Origin of the sequence: Rhabdobacter roseus, from assembly GCF_014202275.1 — a bacterium.
GTDB lineage: Bacteria > Bacteroidota > Bacteroidia > Cytophagales > Spirosomataceae > Rhabdobacter > Rhabdobacter roseus.
This window is the reverse complement of sequence record NZ_JACHGF010000001.1, coordinates 1,067,805-1,086,708: the sequence shown is the minus strand read 5'-3', so window position 1 is coordinate 1,086,708 and position 18,904 is coordinate 1,067,805. Positions and strand designations below refer to the sequence as shown.

The following is an 18,904-nucleotide window of genomic DNA, read 5'->3' as shown; positions in this document are numbered from 1 at the left end:
GTAATTTTGGCTTAGGCAAAATCACATTCACTTTTTTTAACATAATTCTATTTCTTTACTAAATACTCCTCATTACCTATTGCCCGGCCTTTCTTGAAAGACTCGCAGCGCAGGTACTTCCCTTGCTTTGGGAAGTGAACAAAAAAGGCAGCCAGTAGCCACCTTTTTGTGCGTTAGGATTACATTTCACAACCTATCAATCGTCTGATCAATGCTATTGGAGGTACCTTGTAAGGGTACTTTGGATTGTCGTTTCGGTGGCTACTCTACTACGCCGTTCCAGGTACCTTGGCGGTAGAACTGCAGCAGCTTGTGGCGCATCAGGTACTCGTACTGCGACAGGATAGCGTTGGCCTGCGCACGGGCCAGGTTGGCCTTGGCGAGCGAGTACTCAAAGACGTCGGCGGTACCCGCGTTGAGACGGCTTTCTACCATCACAAAGCTATTCTGCAACGACTCGGCCATTGAGCGGGCGGCTTCGAAGCGGTCGGTAGAGGCCTGGGCGTCGAGCACGGCCTGCTCAATGGCCTGCCGCAGCTGCTGGTGCCGCTGGTCGAGGGCGTTCTGCGCCAGGCGCTCCTGCACCCGCGCCACGGCCACGCGGGGGCGGGTTACCCAGCGGCCCATGATCGGGATGTTGAGCCCCAGGCTCAGGGAGCCGTTGCGGGTGGAGTTGAGCTGCTGAAAATAGTCCAGGTTGGCGTTGGTGGAAGCGTAGAAAGCGCCAAAATTGGTGGATAAGCTCAGCGACGGAAAGTTAGCGGCGTTGATGGCCTTGACCTGGTACTTGAAGCTCTCACGCAGCAGCTCCGCCCCCCGCAGCTCCGGAAAAACCTTCCGGGCGTCTTCGTAAATCGCCTGGGCGTCGGTAGAGCCGTCCGTCAGGCCGGTTTTGTCGATCGGCTCCAGCTGCACTTCGTCGTTGGGAAGTACGTTCAGGAGCTGAAACAACCCCAGGCGCGCCGCGCGGTAGTTGTTCAGGGCCGTTACCTGGTCGAAGCGGTCGTTGGCCAGTTGGGCTTTCATTTCAAACAAGGCACTCTCGCCAAGTACCCCCGCTTTCACCTGTTTGCCTACGCGATCTACCTGAGCCTGCGACGCCTCCACCTGCTGCACAAAGGCGTCGTTCAAAGCCTTGGTAGCCAGTACCTGTACGTAGGCCTGCACGAGCAGGATGGTCTGCTGGTTGAGGACGGCGCTGCGGTTTTCGAGAGACGATTCTTTGAGGAGCTGGTTTTGCCGGATCAGGTGCTGTACCTGAAAGCCCCGGAAAATAGGTACATCCACGCCCGCCCCCAGGTAGTTGGAGTTGTAGAGCTGGTCGATGTAGGCGTTGGTGAAGCGGTCGATGCTCCGGCCCAGGTTTACGCTTTGGCTCATACCCAGCCCAATGGTGGGCAGCTGCTGCGCCCTGGCCTGCCGCCAAAGCGCGTGGGCCTGCTCGGCCTGGAGCTGGCCTTCGCGGTACGTGAGGTTGTTGCGGGTTAGGAGCTGTACGCAGTCGTGGAGGCTAAGTACCTGCTGAGCGCGTACCAGCTGGGGCAACAAGCAGAAGAATAAAGCGAGGTATTTCATGGCTAATAACGTATTATTTTTCTGGAATGAATGAGGCAAAGCGCGGCCCGGTGCAGCCGCTACTGGGTTGCCCTGTTTGAAATTAGTTGAATAGAAAAAAGGTACTTTAAGCCAGCCAGCCGTCCTTGAGCCGCACCACCCGGTCGCCGTAGGTCGCGTTTTGCTCCGAGTGCGTTACCTGCACGATCGTCACGCCGTCTTCCTGGTTCAGTTTCTTGAATAATTCCATGATTTCCACGGCCTGCTCCGAGTGCAAATTGCCCGTAGGTTCATCGGCATAAATCACCTTAGGATTGTGTACAATGGCCCGCGCTACGCCTACCAGCTGCTGCTGTCCGCCCGAAAGCTGGCTCGGGAAAAGATCCTTCTTGGCTACCATGTTGAAGCGGTCCAGGAGCTCGGCCACGCGGCTTTTCCGCTCCGACGACGACACCCCTTTGTAGAGCAGCGGCGTTTCGATGTTTTCGTACACCGTGAGCTCGTCGATGAGGTGGTAGGCCTGAAACACGAAGCCGATGTGGTTGCGGTGGAGCTCGGTGCGCTTCTTCTCCGAGAGCTTCTGCACGGGCTCGTCCAGGAACAGGTACTCGCCTTCGGAGGCTTCTTCCAGCAGACCCAGAATGTGCAACAGCGTAGACTTGCCCGAGCCCGAAGGCCCCATGATGGAGATAAACTCTCCCTCTTTGATGTGGAGGTCGATGTGCCGCAGGACGTATACTTTTCCGAAGCCGGCGGGGTAGTACTTGGATACTTTATTCAGCTGAATCATAACGATAGATGGGTACTTGTTAAAATGTAATCCGTTGATTGGTTAATGTCTTTTTTCATGGCTAAAACGTACTTTACTAATATCCAAAAGACGTACCAGAGGTATTTTTAATTGAAAATCAATTGTTTACGAAAAATACCTTTACCAAAAGCGTCCGAAAACGCACACCTATGTACGTTTTCGGACGTCTGTTGCCAAGAGTAAAGTACCTGCTGGTAGGTACTTTGCCGGAGGGTACTTTGGTTTTAGTAAAAAAGGTAGTTTGTCCTTTGGCTACGAAGTACCCTGGCGGTACCACAAAGCTTTATGGTAGAGCAAGTACCACTCGCTGGCGTAGCGTGCGTGGGCCAGCAGTACTTTCAGCCGGTGGGCGCCGTCGCGGGTCTGGAGGGCGTGCCTGAGGTAGGGCCAAGTGGAGTTTTCGGGCAAGGCGGCCATGCTTTCCCAGGACTGAAGCTGCGCGGCCGACAACGGCTTGGCTTCCGTCTCGGGCCAGGCGGCGTTCCATTCCATTCCCAGGCTTTTCAGCAGCGCCAAACTACCCTGCAACAAACTGTACATCCCCTTGCGGCGCGCCCAGGTACCTACCCAGGCCCAGTCGGTTTGGGCACCGTAGCGGCGGAGGTACGCCGCCAGGTCGGCGAGGTACTTCAGGCGTAGCCACTGCTCCTTGCCGCCGTGGTGGGTGATGATGAGCAGGAGCTGGTATTCCTTCCGAAAAGAAGTAACGGTTCCTTTCTGGAGCGGATAATCTTCGGCCATGGCTTCCCACTCCTGCTCCGGAAACTCAAAACACAGCCGCGGGTAAGCTACCCGCCAATGTACCTCCAGCACCGACTCAGGAGCCGCCGCCCGCTGCCATACCAGTGGTATGTGGTAGTCGGTGCGGAGAAAAGCCGCCTTCACGCCGGGCTTTCGCTCCAGCAGGTACTGCCGGTAGGCATCGGGCAAGTACCCGTCCTGGGTCAGCAGCGCCAGGGCCTGGTCCAGGTACGGGCGGGGAACCAGCAAGTCGATGTCGCCCTGCTCGCGCAGGCTCTGGTTGCCGTAAAGCCAGCTTGCCCACAAACTACCCTTGTAGGCGTAGGAAGGTACCTGGTGGCTAGCCAGGCGCTGCACAAGCCGAAGCAGCTCGCGGGTCTGGAGGAGATTGGCCACGGCAATTTCCTGACACTCAGTTTGCAAGTGGGTGTAGACAGAAGCGGGGGTACTTTCAGCCCGGAGCGACGAAAACAGCAGCGGCCGCACACCGTGCCAGCTGGCCAGTGCCAGCAACCGCTCGCTATCCACAGGCGTAGCGGCCCCCGCCGCCCCTGGCGGCTGGAGGCACACCTGCACCAGGCGGGACAACTCGGGGGATAGAACGGGCTTGCTCACTTACACAACGAGGGGTTTACTAGCTTCTACGCTCAAGGCCACCCAGGCTTGCAGAGCCGCAAAATCAGCCGGGCGGCGCATCCGGCAGATGGGAACTGTGCGGGCGCATTGCAGGCTTTGGGTAAAAAGTTTTTTGATGGTGGGCTGGTTCAAGAACTGCTTGGGCAGGGGAAAGTACTTCAGGGTTTCCATAGGTACCTCCACCGGCGACACCACCTGCCGGGCCGGGCGGTTGCGGGCCCGGTGCAGAAAATAGATTGCCCCCAGCTCGATGGGTACCTGCGGGAAATTAGCCGTTGGTTGAAAAGCAAATTTATTGATTCCCTCGCTAATGGGCGTCAGCAGGGCCGGGTCGTACCGTAGCCCTTCGGCGGTTGTATCCCAGATCTTGAGCTGGGGAAAACCCGGAATGATTTGGGCGCGCCCCTGCTCGTCGAAGCGAAGAGCCGTGAGGTCGTCGCTCAGCAGCGGACAGCCCGCCTGCACGAAGGCCGCCGCCGTGGTGGATTTGCCCGCGCCGGGGGTACCCATAAAGCACCAGGCCTCCGCCCCTACCTGCACCGCGCTGGCGTGCAGCAGGTACATGCCCCGCTGGAACAAAATCAGCCCCAGGGCTTCGCTGAGGGTAAAAAGACTGAGCAGATCGGCCTCCTCGGTACGGGGCTGCACCCGTAGGGTACGGCCGTTCAGCGCCTGGTAGTCGGCCACGCCTTCCCAGCTGAGGTACAGATGCCCCGCGGCGTCCGTGCCACTCGTAGCCCGGATGCCGCGCCGGTATATATTGGTCGGCCTGCTTTTAACGCCCGGAAAGGAGGTTAGTACAATCTCGAAATCAATGTTTTCACCCGTACCCGGCAGGCATTCTGGCAGCAAAAGGTCCGACCTGAACTGCAAGCCGTAGGCGGTGTAGAAATAGGCCATAGAAGCCATTAAAAGTTAGTAAAAAATAGCCCCGGCCAAAAGCTATGCCTGATTTGAACCTGATGAAGGCTTAGGATACAAAACTATAGAAAAAACCCGCCACCTACAACCCGCTCCTTTTCTTGCGGGGTACTTTAGGATAATTTACCTCCCGGCTACCAGCTTTCGCAAAAGCCGGTTAACTTTACGTAGCCGTTTGCGGAGCAGGCGAGTAGGTACCTTACGCGTGCGTTACAAATTTTTATGAAAGCAATTCTATTCTCTGTCTTTATACTCACGCTGGCGCTTTCGGCGCGGGGCCAAACGCCCTACACCAACGCCTGGATTCACTACGACCAGCCTTACTTTAAACTAACCGTATCCAAGGCGGGTATCTACCGCGTGCCGCTGAAGCGCCTGCAAGACGCGGGCTTGTCGCTCACGAGCCTGCCGCCGGAAAACCTGCGGCTGTATCACCGGGGCGAAGAAGTGGCCATACGCGTTGTACAAGCCGCCGGGGGTACTTTGAGCGCCACCGACTACCTGGAGTTTTATTCGGCGGGCAACACGGGCACGCAGGATAGCCTGGTGTACCGCCCCGCCTCGGCCCGGCCGCCTACTTCGTACAGCCTTTATAGCAACGACACTCACTACTTCCTCACCGTCGATACCAAACAAAAAGGCAAGCGCATGGCCGAAGTACCCTACCAGGAAACTACCCTGACGCCCGAGGCTTTCCACCTGGAACGGCAGGTGAAGGAGTTTCGGGACGAATGGTCGTTTAACAACAGCACCGGCCTGGTGCCCTTCCTACAACAAAGCTACTACGAACGCGGCGAAGGCTGGACGGGCCGGGTGATCCAGCGCGACTCGCTGGCGAGGCATTCCGTTTCACTCACAAATCGGGTACCGGGCACTTCCTTTCCTATTCAGCTCCAGGTACTTGTGAACGGCCGGTACGCGGGCCAGCACAACGTCAACTTCTCCCTGGGCTCGCGGGCATTTGACCGCAAACTCTTCTATGACTTTGACCACCAAACGGTACAAACTACGGTGGCAGAGAGCGACTTGGATGCAGGCAACACGTTTGTGCTGGGGCTGCGATCCACGGTTACGCAGCCGCTGGAGCAGTACTCCCTTAGCCGCTACGAAGTCAGGTACCCGCAGCGGTTTGACATGGCAGGTACCTCCGCGAAGTACTTTTACCTGGCCCCGAACTCCGCCAACCAGTCGGTAGTGGCGCTCAGCGGCTTGGGTACCTCGGCCCCAACAACCTACGACGTAACGGACCCCGCGGCACCGAAAAGGCTGGGCACGCAGGCGGCCAACGGCGCGTGGAAAGTACCCGTACCGCAGACGGCCCAAAGCCGCACGCTGTACGTCACGACCGCTTTTGAAGAGGTAGCGGCCGTCACGAAAATGAATTTTATACATTATACTGGCAGCCACAACTACCTCATCATCACCCACAGCGCGCTGGAAAGCGCTGCCCAAACCTACGCCGCCTACCGCCGGTCCGCGGCCGGTGGTGGCTACCAGGTGCTGGTGGCGGATATGCAGCAACTCACCGACCAGTTCAACTTCGGCGAGCGCGGCCCACTGGGGATTAAGCATTTCCTGGATTTTCAATTAAAAGACGGACAACCCGACAAGTACCTGCTGCTGATCGGCAACGGCGTAAGCTTTCCGGATGTGCTCAAAACCTGGCAGGACCGCGACTTCGTACCTACCTTTGGGTACCCCGGCTCGGACGTACTTTTGTCGGCGGGACTAGGAAAAAACAATCAGGATACGCCCGCTTTCCGGACCGGCCGCCTGAGTGCCGCTACCGGCCAGCAGGTACTTAACTACCTCAGCAAGGTGCAGGAATTTGAAGCCGCCGAAGCGCAGCTCACCAGCAAGAATATCCTGCACCTGAGCGGCGGCCAAAACCGCGACGAGATTGCCCGGTTGAAAACCATTCTGGAAAACCTGGCCCCGCTGGCGCAGCAGTCGTTCCTGAACGCCCGCGTGGAGGCCATCGCCAAGCAAACCACCGAACCGGTGGAGAACGTCAACATCTCGCGGCAGGTCAATGAGGGCGTCGGGATGATCACCTTCATGGGCCACGCTTCCCCCACCGTACCCGACCTCAACATTGGCTACGCGTCTGCACCCGGCTCGCAGCTCAACAACAAGGGCAAGTACCCCTTCATGTACTTCAACGGCTGCGGCGTGGGCAACGTCTTCTACCGCTACGAAACCCTGGCCGCCGACTGGCTTTTTTCGGCCAATAAGGGTGCCATCGGGGTACTTTCCAACTCGTTCTGGAGCTACTCTTCTACCTCAGGCGCTTATCTGAACGCCTTCTACAAGGCGCTGTTTGGCGACGAAGCGCTCCTGGGCAAGCCCATTGGTACCGTTTTGCAAAAAGTAGGTAGCGCCATTGCTGCCGCCAACCCTAACGCCTACGACCTGGCCAACATTCATCAGCTCATCCTGCTGGGCGACCCGGCGGTGGTTCTTTTTCCCATTCACAAACCCGACTACGCCGTACGCAGTCAGGATTTATTTATCCAAAGCAAAAATCCGGCGCTGTCCATTGGGCAAACCGACTCCCTGCAAATTGGCTTCGCCGTCAGTAACGCCGGTAAGGTGGAGGACAACCGCAGTCTGGCGGTCCAGATCCGAAAAACCCTGGCGAACGGCACGGTACAAACTACCTCGCACAGCGTGTTGGCCCCGGCCCGGCAGGATATTTTTTTGCTTTCCTTCCAGAAAGATCTTTCCATAAATAAAATAGAAGTGGTGCTGGACCCGACGCAGCAAATCGACGAGCTGGACCGCAACAACAACCGCGCCGCGCTAGCCATAGATTGGGAGCAAATCCGGGACTTCACGACCTACCCCATCCTGGCCCGTCCCGACCGCCTCAACCCTACGCTGGAAGTCACGATCGACGGAAAAGTACCTAAAAACGAAGCTTTTACTACCCCAGATCCAGCTATACAAATCACCCTGCGGGACGAAAATCCGCTTGCCACCCTGGACGATGCCCTGGTGGAGGTATACCTTCAGGCCTGTGAAGGCTGTCCTTTCGAGCAAGTACCTTCCGGGCAGCTCGCCTTTGAGCTAGTGGCTCCCAATACGCTACAGGTAGCCTATGAGCCCCAAAACCTGCCCGCCGGTACCTACGAGCTGCTGGTACAGGGACGCGACGCCAGCGGCAACAGCGTAGGCGTACCGTACCGAATTAAATTCCGGGTAGCGGAAAGTACCTCGCCGCTGACGGTGATGGTGGTACCTAATCCAACGAGCTACTTCGCTAAGTTTGTGTACACGGCCACCCAAAAGCCCAGCGCCGGTGAGGGTACCCTTCGGATCTTTTCCCCTGGCGGACTGCTCATTAAGGAAATGGCATTTACGCCCCAGCCGGGCGAGAACGAGCTGTACTGGCAGGTAGCCCATCCGGCGGGCATGTACGTATACCAGCTCACAATCGGAGAAGAGGTAGTTTCGGGCAAAGTGGTAGTTTACTAGCTTAGAAGGTGTTTGAGTTATTAATTTGTTGTAGGGCATTCTCACGACAAGATGAACTTCAAAATTGATAATAGGACATACGAGATTATTCGAGCGACTGATGTTGATCGTGACGGCATTGGAATTGAACTGTGGGACAGAGACAATCAGAAACTTATTTTGGAAATTTTCCGACATGACGACAAAAAGAAATTGATGTTCTCATGCGACAAAGGCGAACTTCCTTTAGAAGTCGTAGAGCGGTTCCTACGCGAATTTGAGGAACGTGTCGGACGCAAATTCCAGGAAGACAATTGGGAAGACTGAGAACGCCCTACAACAACAGCTATAAGTCATGGCGGCACATTGGATGATTAATTTTATATTTCGGTGTGCCGCCACGCCTTATAGCTAAGCGATAGCGAAACGAAACTAACTCAAACACTTTCTTATTCTTTGCCGTACCGAAGTACCCACATTTGCCGGCTAACTCCGGACTCAATGATGCCCTCCCCGATGCAGTTTACGTCCTGGCAGTACACCAAGGAGGTACTTTCTTGGTAGATCAGCCCCACCTCCGGCGCATACTGCTCCAGGCGCTTGTCGAGCGTCAGCAGGGTGGAGTCGTAGCGTTGCACCACCGTGAGGCTACGCGGGAACGTGAGCTCGTGGTACGATACCGCTTCCGTTTGCAGCTGCGCCTGGTAGTCTTCGGCGGGCAGGCTATTGAGCAAGTTGCCATTCCAGGTAGCGCGGTCCGCTACGGGAAATAGCAGCTTCACAAATGGCACGTTATTTTCTACGCGCACGGCGCGGTCGGGCAGGCGATAGACCGTCCATACCGAGTCGATGGCCCAGCTTTGGGGTAGTTGGTTTTTACGGTAGCGCTCCAGGCGGTACTGCTCTTGCCCCGTACTACTCACGAAGGTTTGCCCGCATACTTCTTTGACAAAGTACCTGGTCTCTACCGGAGCGCTCGCCACCGCGTAGCGGATCTCGTGCACTTCGTATTCTACGTAACGGCCCGTTTCCAGCGGAAAGTACCCATAGCCCGCTCCATCCGGAGTAGTTCTATCGGGAGATTCGCAGCTGATGAGCCAGCCCAGGCACAGGAGTAAGGTACTATATTTTTTCACCGTCTTGGAGTTGTTGCAGCCACACGCCCAGGTACAGGGCTTTGTTGGCCAGTGTATTGTATTTTGATTTATGGTAAAGAGGTACTTTGTCGTTTAAAAGTACCTCCTTCATGTGGTCAAATTTTTTCTTATCCACCCATTCCCAAAGCGGATGATTGTTGGTAAAAAGATCCTGCGTGTGCTGGTACAGCTGCCGGAACGTCACCAAACCGTACTCGCTGAAGCTGGTTTTGAAGCCCCGGCGGCGCACGGCCTCGGGCAAGGTACCTTGCAGCGCCCGCCGGATCGTGTCCCTCCCGGCACCATCACCAAATTTAAGCTTTTCCGGAATGGCCAGCGATAGCTCCACCAGTTTTTCGTCGAAAAAAGGATGCGCGTACCGGTGCCCGTAGTGCCGCCCCATGTGGTACATCTGCTCGGTGGCATCCACGTAGCCCCGGTTGGTAATAGCCCGAAACTGCGTCAGAAAATCGGCATGAATAGCCGTGTAAAGGTCGTCGCCAGTCAGCCGGTCGTCCAAGGTACCTGGCCCATTTCTCAGATCGTCCGTCAGCAGCGTATCAATGGTAGAGGCCTGTGTCTTGTCCCAGAGCCGCTCGGCCGCAAATGCCAGAAAAGTAGTGTACGAGTACCCCAGCTCCCGCCTGGCCGACAGGGCAGTGGATAGCCAGGCTTGGATGTTCTTTTGCTTCAGGAGCTGCCACAGTTCGTTGCTCAGGTAGTAGTCGGTGTAGCGGCGCTGTTTTTCGGCCGGGGGCATTTCGAGCCAGCCGGGGCGGAGGTAGCTGAGGTCGCGGTGGGAGGCGAACGCGCCGAGGGCCCACTTGAGGCGGGGCCAATCCTGCGTGCGGCGGTAGGTCTGGATCAGACTGTTGCCATTATCCACTACCGAGTCGCCGTCATGGCCCGTTAGTACCACCTCGCAGCCCGCTTCGTGTATTTTTTCGGCGGCAGCCAGGTGAAAGCTCGACGGCGTAATGAAGTGCTCGGGCCGGTCGAAGAGGGTACTTATTAAGTATATAGATTCGTAGACGTTGGCCCGGGGGGGTGTTTCGTAGTGTCGGGAATGAATTTGATCCACCACGGATTTCACAAAAAAGGTTTCGTCCGTGGAGGGAAGCGCAGGATTGACGTAAAATGTCGAGAGCTGATCCGTGTAACGGTGCGCCACGCAGGCCACCGACGAGGAGTCAAGCCCACCGCTCAGGTGGGTACCTACGCGGGTGTGCTCCGCCACGCAAGTACCCACCGACTGAACAAAGTACTCCCGGAACAGCTCCATGTAGTCATCATCTCGGATAAGCGACTGGTACAAGTCGGGCCGGGGATTCCAGTAAGGTTTTGTGGTCAGCTTTCCGTCCTGCACCCGAAGCAGGTGCGCGGGCAAGGCCGCTTTGACGTTTTGATAGAAAGTCCGGTCTTCCGGACTTTGGTACGAAGCAGGTAGGGTAAGATACTGCCGCACCTTGTGGCGGTCGATCGCCGAGCGGCTTTTTTTGAAATCCGGAAGAGCCGCCATGCGGTTGGCGAAAGCAAACGATACCCCCGGCACGTGCTGGTAGTAAAGCGGAATGAAGCCAAACCGATCGCGAATCACGCGTAGGATTTTGGTCTTTCTTTCCCAGATCACTACCACAAAGGCCCCCGTAAGTACCTCCGCCAGGCCTTCGCCCCACTGCTGGAAGGCCAGGCTGACCAGCTCCGCATCGTGGGTAGTTCGGGTCAGCAGCCGCCCCTGAAGTACCTGTCGGTTTTGGGTACCCAGCAGCGCCAGCACCACCCGGCTCTCGGTTACGGCCAGCGCCTCAGGATGGGTAGTAGCGAGGCTGCCCTCGGCAAAAGCGTTGCCTTCTCCGGCCGGACCAATCTGCTCGGCTTGCCAGGCTTTTTCTGCCTCAAAGTAAATGATTCCTGAAAAATCGGAAAGTTGCGTCATGGGAATAAACGTGGGCGGACTTCAAGATGCCGCCGTGCACGAAAGTAGGTAATAATCCCTGACAAGCACCTCTCTTTCTGTCTAGAAAGTACCTGACGGATTTGTGTTTTGCTGCTGAAGCATATACCGTAAAAGAAAATTCCGCCAGCTTTTCAGACAGCGGAATTTTGGACCGTGAAGAAGTGCTTGTAACGTTGAGAATCTGGAACTAGCGTACTTTACTACCAGAACCTAGTAGTAAGGAGGTCCTTTATGCGGTAACATTCGTTAATTCTTGACTAATTCACTACCCCTAAAAATAGGGGGTTGTGAAGGTATTTCATCAAAAAAGCCAAATTTATTTAAAGTAAATAGTAATATTTTTACAAATGATAGTATTTTATTTTACTTATTCGTACAAGTTGTAATAAATATTTGTTTACTACTAATATATGTAGTTACACTTTATTTACCTTTGACCCTGGACTTCTTTCTAAGAAGTTTTGTAACGTTATAATTTGGAACTACTTGGTCAAAATTTGGCCAAGTAGTTTTTACTTTTTGACGGGATCTATTTTTTAGAATGACTTAAGTCGAGATCTCTTTCCAATTCGTCGCCACCTCTTCTTCTGCGCGTCCTGAGGCAATTGGTTTACTTTTGGCAGGATTTGCAAGGTACTATACAAATCCCTTATCTAGCTGTGTGTATAGTATGCAGGCCCCTCGTCCGAAAAACGTTGGACGAGGGGCCTGAAAGGATTCTTTTAAGGCGTATAAGGCGAAAACGCATCGCTCTGGGAACCCGTCTTTAAGGTAAGTTTTTTCAAAGATCCGATTTTCCGCAAAGAGGGTTTTCCGTAGGATCTCTTTCCGGGTACGGGCACTAAATGAGTAGTATTGGTTTTCATAATGTCTTTTGGATTAATATGTTGAGGTATCCGTATCTCGATAGTACTATTAGTGGCTCCTAGTTACTCCTTTGGCTGGGAGTAATTTGAGAGCGTCTTTCTCATCTTAGTTTTTTACCACCTTGTAGGCTTCCACGGCCCCGTTGGTGCGGGTTACGCGCACCACGTATAGGCCTGCGGGCAGGTTCTTGACGTCAATGCCGTCCACTGGGGCCGACTGTGCTTCATAGACTGCCTTTCCTGAGTTGCTGTATACCTGCACACGCTCTACCTTGTTCCAGTCATCAATGTTGATCAGCAGCTTCTCCGCCACCGGATTCGGGTATAGGTAGGTACCAACCTTTATGTCAAAAGACAAGCTCCGCACCGGACTGTACGCATGGGTCCGGTCCTTGTCTACCATGCGGAGGCGGTAGAGGTTTTCGCCGTTGGCGGGGTCCGCGTCAACGAAGCTGTACCAGAGGGTACTTTGGCTATTGCCTTTGGCCGCTACGGTACCGATGGTGCGCCACTGCTTGCCGTTGAGGCTGTGCTCCACCTCAAAGCGCTCGCTGTTGACCTCCTCCGCCGTACTCCAGTTCAGTACGGCGGTTTGGGCTTCTTTGTTCGCGGTAAAGGTGACCAGCTTCACGGGGGCGGGGTTTGCTGCCACCCTTCCCCCAGCCACTAAGTTATCATTGCCGATACTATTACCGTTTGGTGCGCCAAAAGGAAATAGAAGATTGGCAATAGTGTTATCGAAGCTTGGAGCCGTAATTACAAAACCACGAACTTGGATATCAACCAGACCCCCATCACCCGGATTTAGTATTACATTATTCGTGCCATTTAAAGTGCGATTGGGCGCATCGTATACCCACGTAAATAAGCCCGCCGCGGTACCGGTTATAAGGGGCCCATCTGCGGGGTCTGGTAGATACGAGTTGGGAGTCGAAACTTGCAGGATAATATTTCCTGCCGGTATGGCCCCGCTGCCTCCTACCGAAAAGTTCACCGTAATAGTACCCGTTTCGTATTGCAGGATCGGATCTGGCGCTACCTGTAGCGCATTGATCGAAGGATCCTGCGCCATAACGCTCGAGTATGTACTTACTAGCAGAGCCAGTGAAATCAAACTTAAAAATACTTTTTTCATAGTATGTTGCTAATTATTGGTTGATGCCTATTTTGTACGTTCCAATATTATTAGTGACCGGGGTTTCGCCGCCGCCCGTTCCTTCGAACACTTGCACTGTGAGCGTAGCGGTAGAAGTTTTGGTACCCGTGGCCGTAATCCTTATGACGAGGCGTTTATTTGCGCCCGGCTGAATACTGTTAGGCTCATTCAAGGTTACTAGATATCGTGAACCTTGTTCAACGAACGTCCATTCACTGTTTGCAACAGCAGTGCCCCCCAATACGTCGGCTGTAATAGCATTAGGATCGATCGAGATGCTAAATGTCGGGTTGATCTTTGGTATCTCGAACGTAACCGGGGCCGTGGTTGCACCAGCACCTTGGTTGATGATCGTGATGACCACATCACGTTCTTGGTTCTGATCCAATGTCGATCCGTTAGCCAGAAGCGATGCAATAAGATCAGGTAATGCACGTGGTCCTTCGCCCAGTCCACCAAAGTCATCGGGTTTGAAGTCGAGGCCGTCGTTGTTAGCAATACCGTCTCCGTCTGGATCTTCGGGGTTGTCGATCGTACCGTCGTTATTACCATCCAGGTCGCCGTAGCCATTCTCGTCAATGTCGAAGGTATTGTCACCGTCACTATCGAGGTCGCGGTAATCCGGTGTACCGTCATTATCTGTATCGCGCGGATCCGTAGTACCAGCATCGCCAAAGGTAGGGCTGCCATCCACGCTATCCTGGATACCATCACCGTCGGTATCAGGGCCATCCACAACGCCATCATCATCGGCATCAAGGTAGCCCGTCTGGCCACTTTCTACCAGGTCACTGATGGAGTCGTTGTCGCTATCGAGGTCGCGGTAGTCAGGTACGTTATCGTTGTCGGTATCTACCGGCAGCGTGCTACCCGGCGAGCCAAAGACTCCGTCGTCGTTGTCGGCGCTATCCTGGATACCGTCTCCGTCGGCATCGGGGCCGTCCACGATACCGTCGTTGTTGGCATCGATTAAGCCCGGAATTCCGCTTTCTATAATATCGTTGATACCGTCATTGTCGCTATCGAGGTCGCGGTAGTCAGGTACATTATCGCCATCGGTATCGCGTGGTTTGGGAGCGCCCGGTGAGCCGAAGGTGGCATCGTCGTTGTCGACGCTATCCTGGATACCGTCGTTATCGGCGTCAGGGCCATCTACTACCCCGTCGTTGTTGGCATCGACGTAGCCCGTGATACCACTTTCGTACAGATCCAGAATACCGTCATTGTCACTATCCAGATCCAGGTAGTCGGGTACGCCATCCCCGTCGGTATCACGCGGAGTGGTTACAGCCACCGGATTCTGTCCATTCAGTACTCCGTTGCCATCGGGATCATTCGCTTGGATTTGCTCCGGCGTCAGGCCCGACTCGTACAGATCCAGAATACCGTCGTTGTCGCTATCCAGATCCAGGTAGTTGGGTATGCCATCCCCATCGGCGTCGTCGTCGTTCGGGTCGCCGTTGCCGTTGGTATCTTCTACGCTATCGGGGATGCCGTCGTTGTCGCTATCGGTATCGCAGTTGTTGAAGAGGCCGTCGCCGTCGGTATCAATCAGGGCCGACTTGTTATTGGAACCGTTGCACGCATCGTTACAGTCGGGGATACCATCACCGTCAGAGTCAATGGAGTCGTCACCAGTAGGGCACTGATCGATACAGTTAGGAACACCATCTCCATCATCATCCAGAATCACAAAAGCGTTATATACACGGTACTCTATATCGGCCGAAACCAACCCTGAGTTAACTTCAAAAACTAAACGATTATATTGAGCCGAGGGGCGGAAACCAATGACAGTCCTTCCTCCCGTGCCTGTTAGTAAGCCTACATTTAAAAGTGCAGCACCGGAAATAGCACCTACTTCGGTAGTGCCATTGAAGGCACGCACAGTGATTCCTCCCAGAGCACTCACGTCCAGTAAGCCCAGTAGACCATTATTATCTCGGGCTATTTCAAAACCAGCAAATGAATTAGCAGGCTGAAGGCTCGATGAAGCTACTGTGAGTCTGGCCCCTGCCCCTAAAGCGCCCACATTCACCGTAACTCTGGCAAAATCGCTTTGGGAAGGAGTTAGTACATTAGATCCATTTGTTACGCCATTGGTTAACCCACTAAGTAGCCCAAAGGCGCCCGTCCAATTACACGCATTTACAAGAACAACTGGCGTACACCCTGGATAGTTATTGGTGGATATAATTGAGCCTGCAATAGCTCCAGCAGGAGTTGGACTAGCATCAGTAAAGTAGCTACGGCAATCGCCGCAATCAGGCCCGCTTTCGTACGCATAGTATATGTCCACTGCAGCCGTATTGACATCAATGCCGCTACCAAAGACAATCCGTACTTCGTTGAATTTACCCGGTGAGGTAAACTCTAACTTTTTCCGGTCGTTAGCACCAAAAGATAAAGCATTCAGGCTAAGGAGCCCATTTCCATTATCGAAAGTAGCTTCACCTACCAAATCGCCAAACAAATAAGTCTGAATCTTAACATTATTAAGTACCGTAGCCGAGAGCAGGGCGGAATTAGCCCGGATCACGAATCCGGCTTTGTTCCCCGAAGGATACACGTGGTACAAATCCGTAACGCCCACGTAGATGGGAGTACTTAACAAGCTAGTACCTGCGGGAAGCGTCAGCTGCGCAGAACTATTTTTATTACCATTGATAATGTTGTCACGATTTGTCAAACTACCCAGTACGTTCAACAAACCGGCATTGTAGTTCACTACCGTACCCGGCCCCGCAATCTGATCTTCGCAGATATTGTTCGAATCTTCGTAGCCGCAGTTAGGATCAAACGCCATGGCGTGGTAGACCCGGAGCGAATTAGCGGCCAAATTGAGTGCTACGGCACTGGTAAGTAGGAAACGTACTTCGTTAAAAGCGCCGCTGCTGGCAAAATTCAGGTAAAGTTTACCAGAAGCACCCGCGCCCAGCAGCGTTACGCCCAGGCCCGTCCCGCTAGTCTTGGTATCTACGACCGTCCCGTTATTAAGCGTTTGGATGGAGATAGCATCAAGTACGCCCGCACTGAGTAAGCCCCCCGTAACTTCTACCACAAAACCAGCCCGCCAGCCTGCCGGGTAGGTCATACTACTGAGCACCGAGACCCCCACTTGGTCTACTACACCCAGAACAGTCTGGTTGGTAGCGTAGTTGCTGGCATTGCCATCGGATATATTACTTAGAGGAGAAAAGGCGCTCGAATTTACATCAACTACACCGTTTTGAATAACGCGTGCCTGTACGCCTGCCCCGATAATGGGCCTATAGCAAGGAGTAACCGTTTGGGCAAAAGAGGCTCCGGAGAAAGAAGTAGCAAGGAGCAGTGTGAGGAAAGTCCAGAGGGTATATACCCTAGATGGACACTTTAGCAGTGTAGAGTTCTTCATAAAGATGTTTTGTAACGTTGATACTATAATACTCAATTGTTTTACTCTTTGAGCAACCGCACCCAGCTACCTTGCTTACCACATCTTTCCTACACCACTAAATGTCTCCCCTACGCTATGTAATTTACAAGTTCACTGATTTACTTCTACTCAATTTGCATTCAATTATAGCGGATGCAATTTAATAATGCAAATGAACGTTTTAATAATGCAAATGAACGTTGTGTTGCCTTTCCTGCCTGACTACCCATCTTGTAGGGATATATGATAGTATAAAATACCATCTTTACTCAAATAAGTACAATTAGTTTCTTCTAACACCAGAGCTGCGCTTTTTCTACTTATTAAAGGGACGCTATCAAAAAACCGTTCCGTTTTTTACCCAATAAGTTGTTCTCTATCAGTGCCTTATCAAACATCTATACTTTCTGGATGGGCCCTCCTGGAAATATAAATATTCTAAAAATAGGGGCCTGTGAACCAAATAAATATTTCTATTTTTCAGATTAAGAAAAAAGGCTTCTTACCGTTTACTAAATCCCAAAAAAAAGTAAATAATTGGCAAGATTTAGCTTTAAAAACTTTGTTTGAAGAGGTGCTGGCAGGTAAAATCGACGTCCTAAAGAAGCTGTCCGCCAGAAAACCTGTTAGACAAAAAAACGCCTAACGGTACTTGGCTATACGAGTAACCTTTTGGGCACTTTTTTTCTGATGGCATGCAAAGACCTGGACGTTACGCCTCAGCCGGTACAACTACCTTCATGAAGAAAAGAGTATGGAGATACTCTTGCTTAAAATGAAAACCAAAGGGGGCCAGTGACTCTTCGAGGGAATCCACGGTATAATTTGTATCCAGTTTTAGCAGCATGCGGTACACGAGCCCCGGTACTTTAAAACTCCCCGCAGAGGTCTTGAGCTCGACCTCGCCCGTAGGAAGGGGTTCTACCTTCAGTTCTTTATTAAGGCTTAAATGCTCGGGGATTTCGGGTTGCAGAAAGGCCCGCTGCCAATGGGCTAACTGCTTGTACTGGAGCTCACCCTGCACGCCCAAAGTACGCATCACTTCTTGCTGGCTCAAGGTACTGATGCATTGGTACGCCATCTGGTACAGCTCTTCCTCTCGCCCGGCCCAGGTACCCCACAGCTGGCTATAAGTAGGCTCATTTACCTGTCCGATGGCATTGTCCAGGTTGAGTTTATCCGAAGCAACCCGTTGGCTTTGTAGCTGCTCGACGGGAAACGACAGCTCCAGCAGCGCGTGGCGCGACAAGCTCTGCTCAATGCTAAGCAGGTGCTCGTCGAGGGCATTCCAGAACTTCTGGCCGGCTTCGCCCCCTACGGAGGTACAGAAATGCGTGGAGCAGCAGTGCTCGCGGTAGTCCCACACGGTACACCAGCCCTGGTTGTAGAAGGGACAGCGCAAGGTAGCCACCTCTTCTCGGGTCCAATCGTACTGGTTTTGCCGACTATTACGGATGGTTTTATCGAGCAAAGCATATTGAAACGGATGAACAAGCCCGTACGGGGTAACTCCCAGCCGGGAGGCTATGATGGCGCGTAGGCGGCGCTTGCCCTCCTGCATTTCGGGGCGTTCGTCTTGCAAGATTCCGCCAATCAGGTAGTTGGGGAGCTCGGGGTAGTAGGTGCAGCATTTGGTGCCGAGGTAGGGGCTGCCTTCCTTTTGGCAAAGGACGCAGTTGTCGCAGGTAGCAAAGGTTTCGGCAGGTACTTCCCGCTGGGCCAGCTCTGGCAGAAGCCTATGATACAGGGAGGGTAGTTTGGTATATAACTGGGGCATGGGTTGATATTTTGTACGGTTCTATTCTCACACCCACACCCATAGGGGGCGATAGGATACGGTTTGGGGCCAATCGCCAATGATGATGCTTCCGGACGTACTACTTTCTATCCAGGCGTGGGCGGCAAAGCCATCGGTAGCGTTTTGCTGTACCCCAATGTGGAGCGACAGGCCCGGCAACCCGCGCAGGAGGTACTTGACGGCCAACGCCTGCGGCAAGCACATCAGCGACAGCGGCAGGTGATAGGCCGCCGACCGTACTGCCCACACGGTGTCGTCAAGGTACCCGGCCGCCACGTCAGACCGGGAAGGTACTTGCTTCACGGCGAGCCCAAACAGCCGCTTGAATACCGAAAAAGAAAAGAGATGAAGTGCCAGCTTGATGCTAATCAGACAGACCGAGGCTTTCAGAAACTGCCTACGCCGGGAAGCGGACAACGCTCGCCATTGACTCCAGTACGTCCGTAGTTTTCCCATT

The 18,904-nt window shown here is 53.7% G+C and carries 12 protein-coding genes; 2 read left to right on the top strand and 10 right to left on the bottom strand.

The window, feature by feature from the left end:
- Positions 1-261 precede the first annotated feature (261 nt).
- The 4 genes from HNQ92_RS04560 to HNQ92_RS04545 form a co-directional block, all read right to left on the bottom strand.
- Positions 262-1,575: a TolC family protein gene (locus HNQ92_RS04560; RefSeq protein ID WP_184171528.1), complete on the bottom strand. Its 1,314-nt coding sequence runs from the start codon at positions 1,573-1,575 to the stop codon at positions 262-264.
- A gap of 106 nt (positions 1,576-1,681) precedes the next feature.
- Positions 1,682-2,344, bottom strand: coding sequence for an ABC transporter ATP-binding protein (locus tag HNQ92_RS04555; RefSeq protein ID WP_184171526.1), 663 nt, complete (start codon positions 2,342-2,344; stop codon positions 1,682-1,684).
- Between the two features lie 273 nt (positions 2,345-2,617).
- Complete coding sequence (locus HNQ92_RS04550) at positions 2,618-3,721, bottom strand: nucleotidyltransferase family protein (protein ID WP_184171524.1); 1,104 nt, start codon at positions 3,719-3,721, stop codon at positions 2,618-2,620.
- Positions 3,722-4,642, bottom strand: a complete 921-nt coding sequence (locus HNQ92_RS04545; RefSeq protein ID WP_184171523.1) for a phosphoenolpyruvate carboxykinase (ATP) — start codon at positions 4,640-4,642, stop codon at positions 3,722-3,724.
- A 243-nt stretch (positions 4,643-4,885) separates the two neighbouring features.
- Between HNQ92_RS04545 and porU2 the strand changes: the two genes are divergently transcribed.
- Both porU2 and HNQ92_RS04535 read left to right on the top strand, forming a co-directional pair.
- Positions 4,886-8,140 (top strand): putative type IX secretion system sortase PorU2, encoded by a 3,255-nt coding sequence (gene porU2 / locus HNQ92_RS04540; RefSeq protein ID WP_184171521.1) that lies wholly within the window; start codon positions 4,886-4,888, stop codon positions 8,138-8,140.
- A gap of 51 nt (positions 8,141-8,191) precedes the next feature.
- On the top strand, positions 8,192-8,446 hold the full coding sequence (locus HNQ92_RS04535; protein WP_184171519.1) for a hypothetical protein: 255 nt from the start codon (positions 8,192-8,194) through the stop codon (positions 8,444-8,446).
- A 122-nt stretch (positions 8,447-8,568) separates the two neighbouring features.
- Here HNQ92_RS04535 and HNQ92_RS04530 read toward each other — a convergent pair whose 3' ends face one another.
- The 6 genes from HNQ92_RS04530 to HNQ92_RS04500 all read right to left on the bottom strand — a co-directional run bounded on the left by HNQ92_RS04530 (position 8,569) and on the right by HNQ92_RS04500 (position 18,903).
- Positions 8,569-9,255: a hypothetical protein gene (locus tag HNQ92_RS04530; RefSeq protein WP_184171517.1), complete on the bottom strand. Its 687-nt coding sequence runs from the start codon at positions 9,253-9,255 to the stop codon at positions 8,569-8,571.
- Entirely contained in the window at positions 9,242-11,191 is a 1,950-nt protein-coding gene (locus HNQ92_RS04525; RefSeq protein ID WP_184171515.1) for an asparagine synthase-related protein, read from the bottom strand. The genes HNQ92_RS04530 and HNQ92_RS04525 overlap by 14 nt, the downstream gene beginning before the upstream one ends.
- Positions 11,192-12,184: 993 nt before the next feature.
- Positions 12,185-12,730: a T9SS type A sorting domain-containing protein gene (locus HNQ92_RS29045; RefSeq protein WP_184171513.1), complete on the bottom strand. Its 546-nt coding sequence runs from the start codon at positions 12,728-12,730 to the stop codon at positions 12,185-12,187.
- 496 nt (positions 12,731-13,226) lie between these two features.
- A complete protein-coding gene (locus HNQ92_RS04515; protein ID WP_184171511.1) occupies positions 13,227-16,328 on the bottom strand; it encodes a hypothetical protein in 3,102 nt (1,033 codons plus the stop codon).
- A gap of 1,033 nt (positions 16,329-17,361) precedes the next feature.
- Positions 17,362-18,426: a hypothetical protein gene (locus HNQ92_RS04505; RefSeq protein ID WP_184171507.1), complete on the bottom strand. Its 1,065-nt coding sequence runs from the start codon at positions 18,424-18,426 to the stop codon at positions 17,362-17,364.
- Positions 18,427-18,453: 27 nt separating this feature from the next.
- Entirely contained in the window at positions 18,454-18,903 is a 450-nt protein-coding gene (locus tag HNQ92_RS04500; protein WP_184171505.1) for a lasso peptide biosynthesis B2 protein, read from the bottom strand.
- Position 18,904: the final 1 nt, after the last annotated feature.

Bases quoted from the DNA above. Each gene is read 5' to 3' on its own strand.
- HNQ92_RS04560 (WP_184171528.1), bottom strand. From the start codon at position 1,575: ATGAAATACCTCGCTTTATTCTTCTGCTTGTTGCCCCAGCTGGTACGC.
- HNQ92_RS04555 (WP_184171526.1), bottom strand. From the start codon at position 2,344: ATGATTCAGCTGAATAAAGTATCCAAGTACTACCCCGCCGGCTTCGGA.
- HNQ92_RS04545 (WP_184171523.1), bottom strand. From the start codon at position 4,642: ATGGCCTATTTCTACACCGCCTACGGCTTGCAGTTCAGGTCGGACCTT.
- porU2 (WP_184171521.1), top strand. From the start codon at position 4,886: ATGAAAGCAATTCTATTCTCTGTCTTTATACTCACGCTGGCGCTTTCG.
- HNQ92_RS04535 (WP_184171519.1), top strand. From the start codon at position 8,192: ATGAACTTCAAAATTGATAATAGGACATACGAGATTATTCGAGCGACT.
- HNQ92_RS04525 (WP_184171515.1), bottom strand. From the start codon at position 11,191: ATGACGCAACTTTCCGATTTTTCAGGAATCATTTACTTTGAGGCAGAA.
- HNQ92_RS04515 (WP_184171511.1), bottom strand. From the start codon at position 16,328: ATGACCTACCCGGCAGGCTGGCGGGCTGGTTTTGTGGTAGAAGTTACG.
- HNQ92_RS04505 (WP_184171507.1), bottom strand. From the start codon at position 18,426: ATGCCCCAGTTATATACCAAACTACCCTCCCTGTATCATAGGCTTCTG.
- HNQ92_RS04500 (WP_184171505.1), bottom strand. From the start codon at position 18,903: ATGGGAAAACTACGGACGTACTGGAGTCAATGGCGAGCGTTGTCCGCT.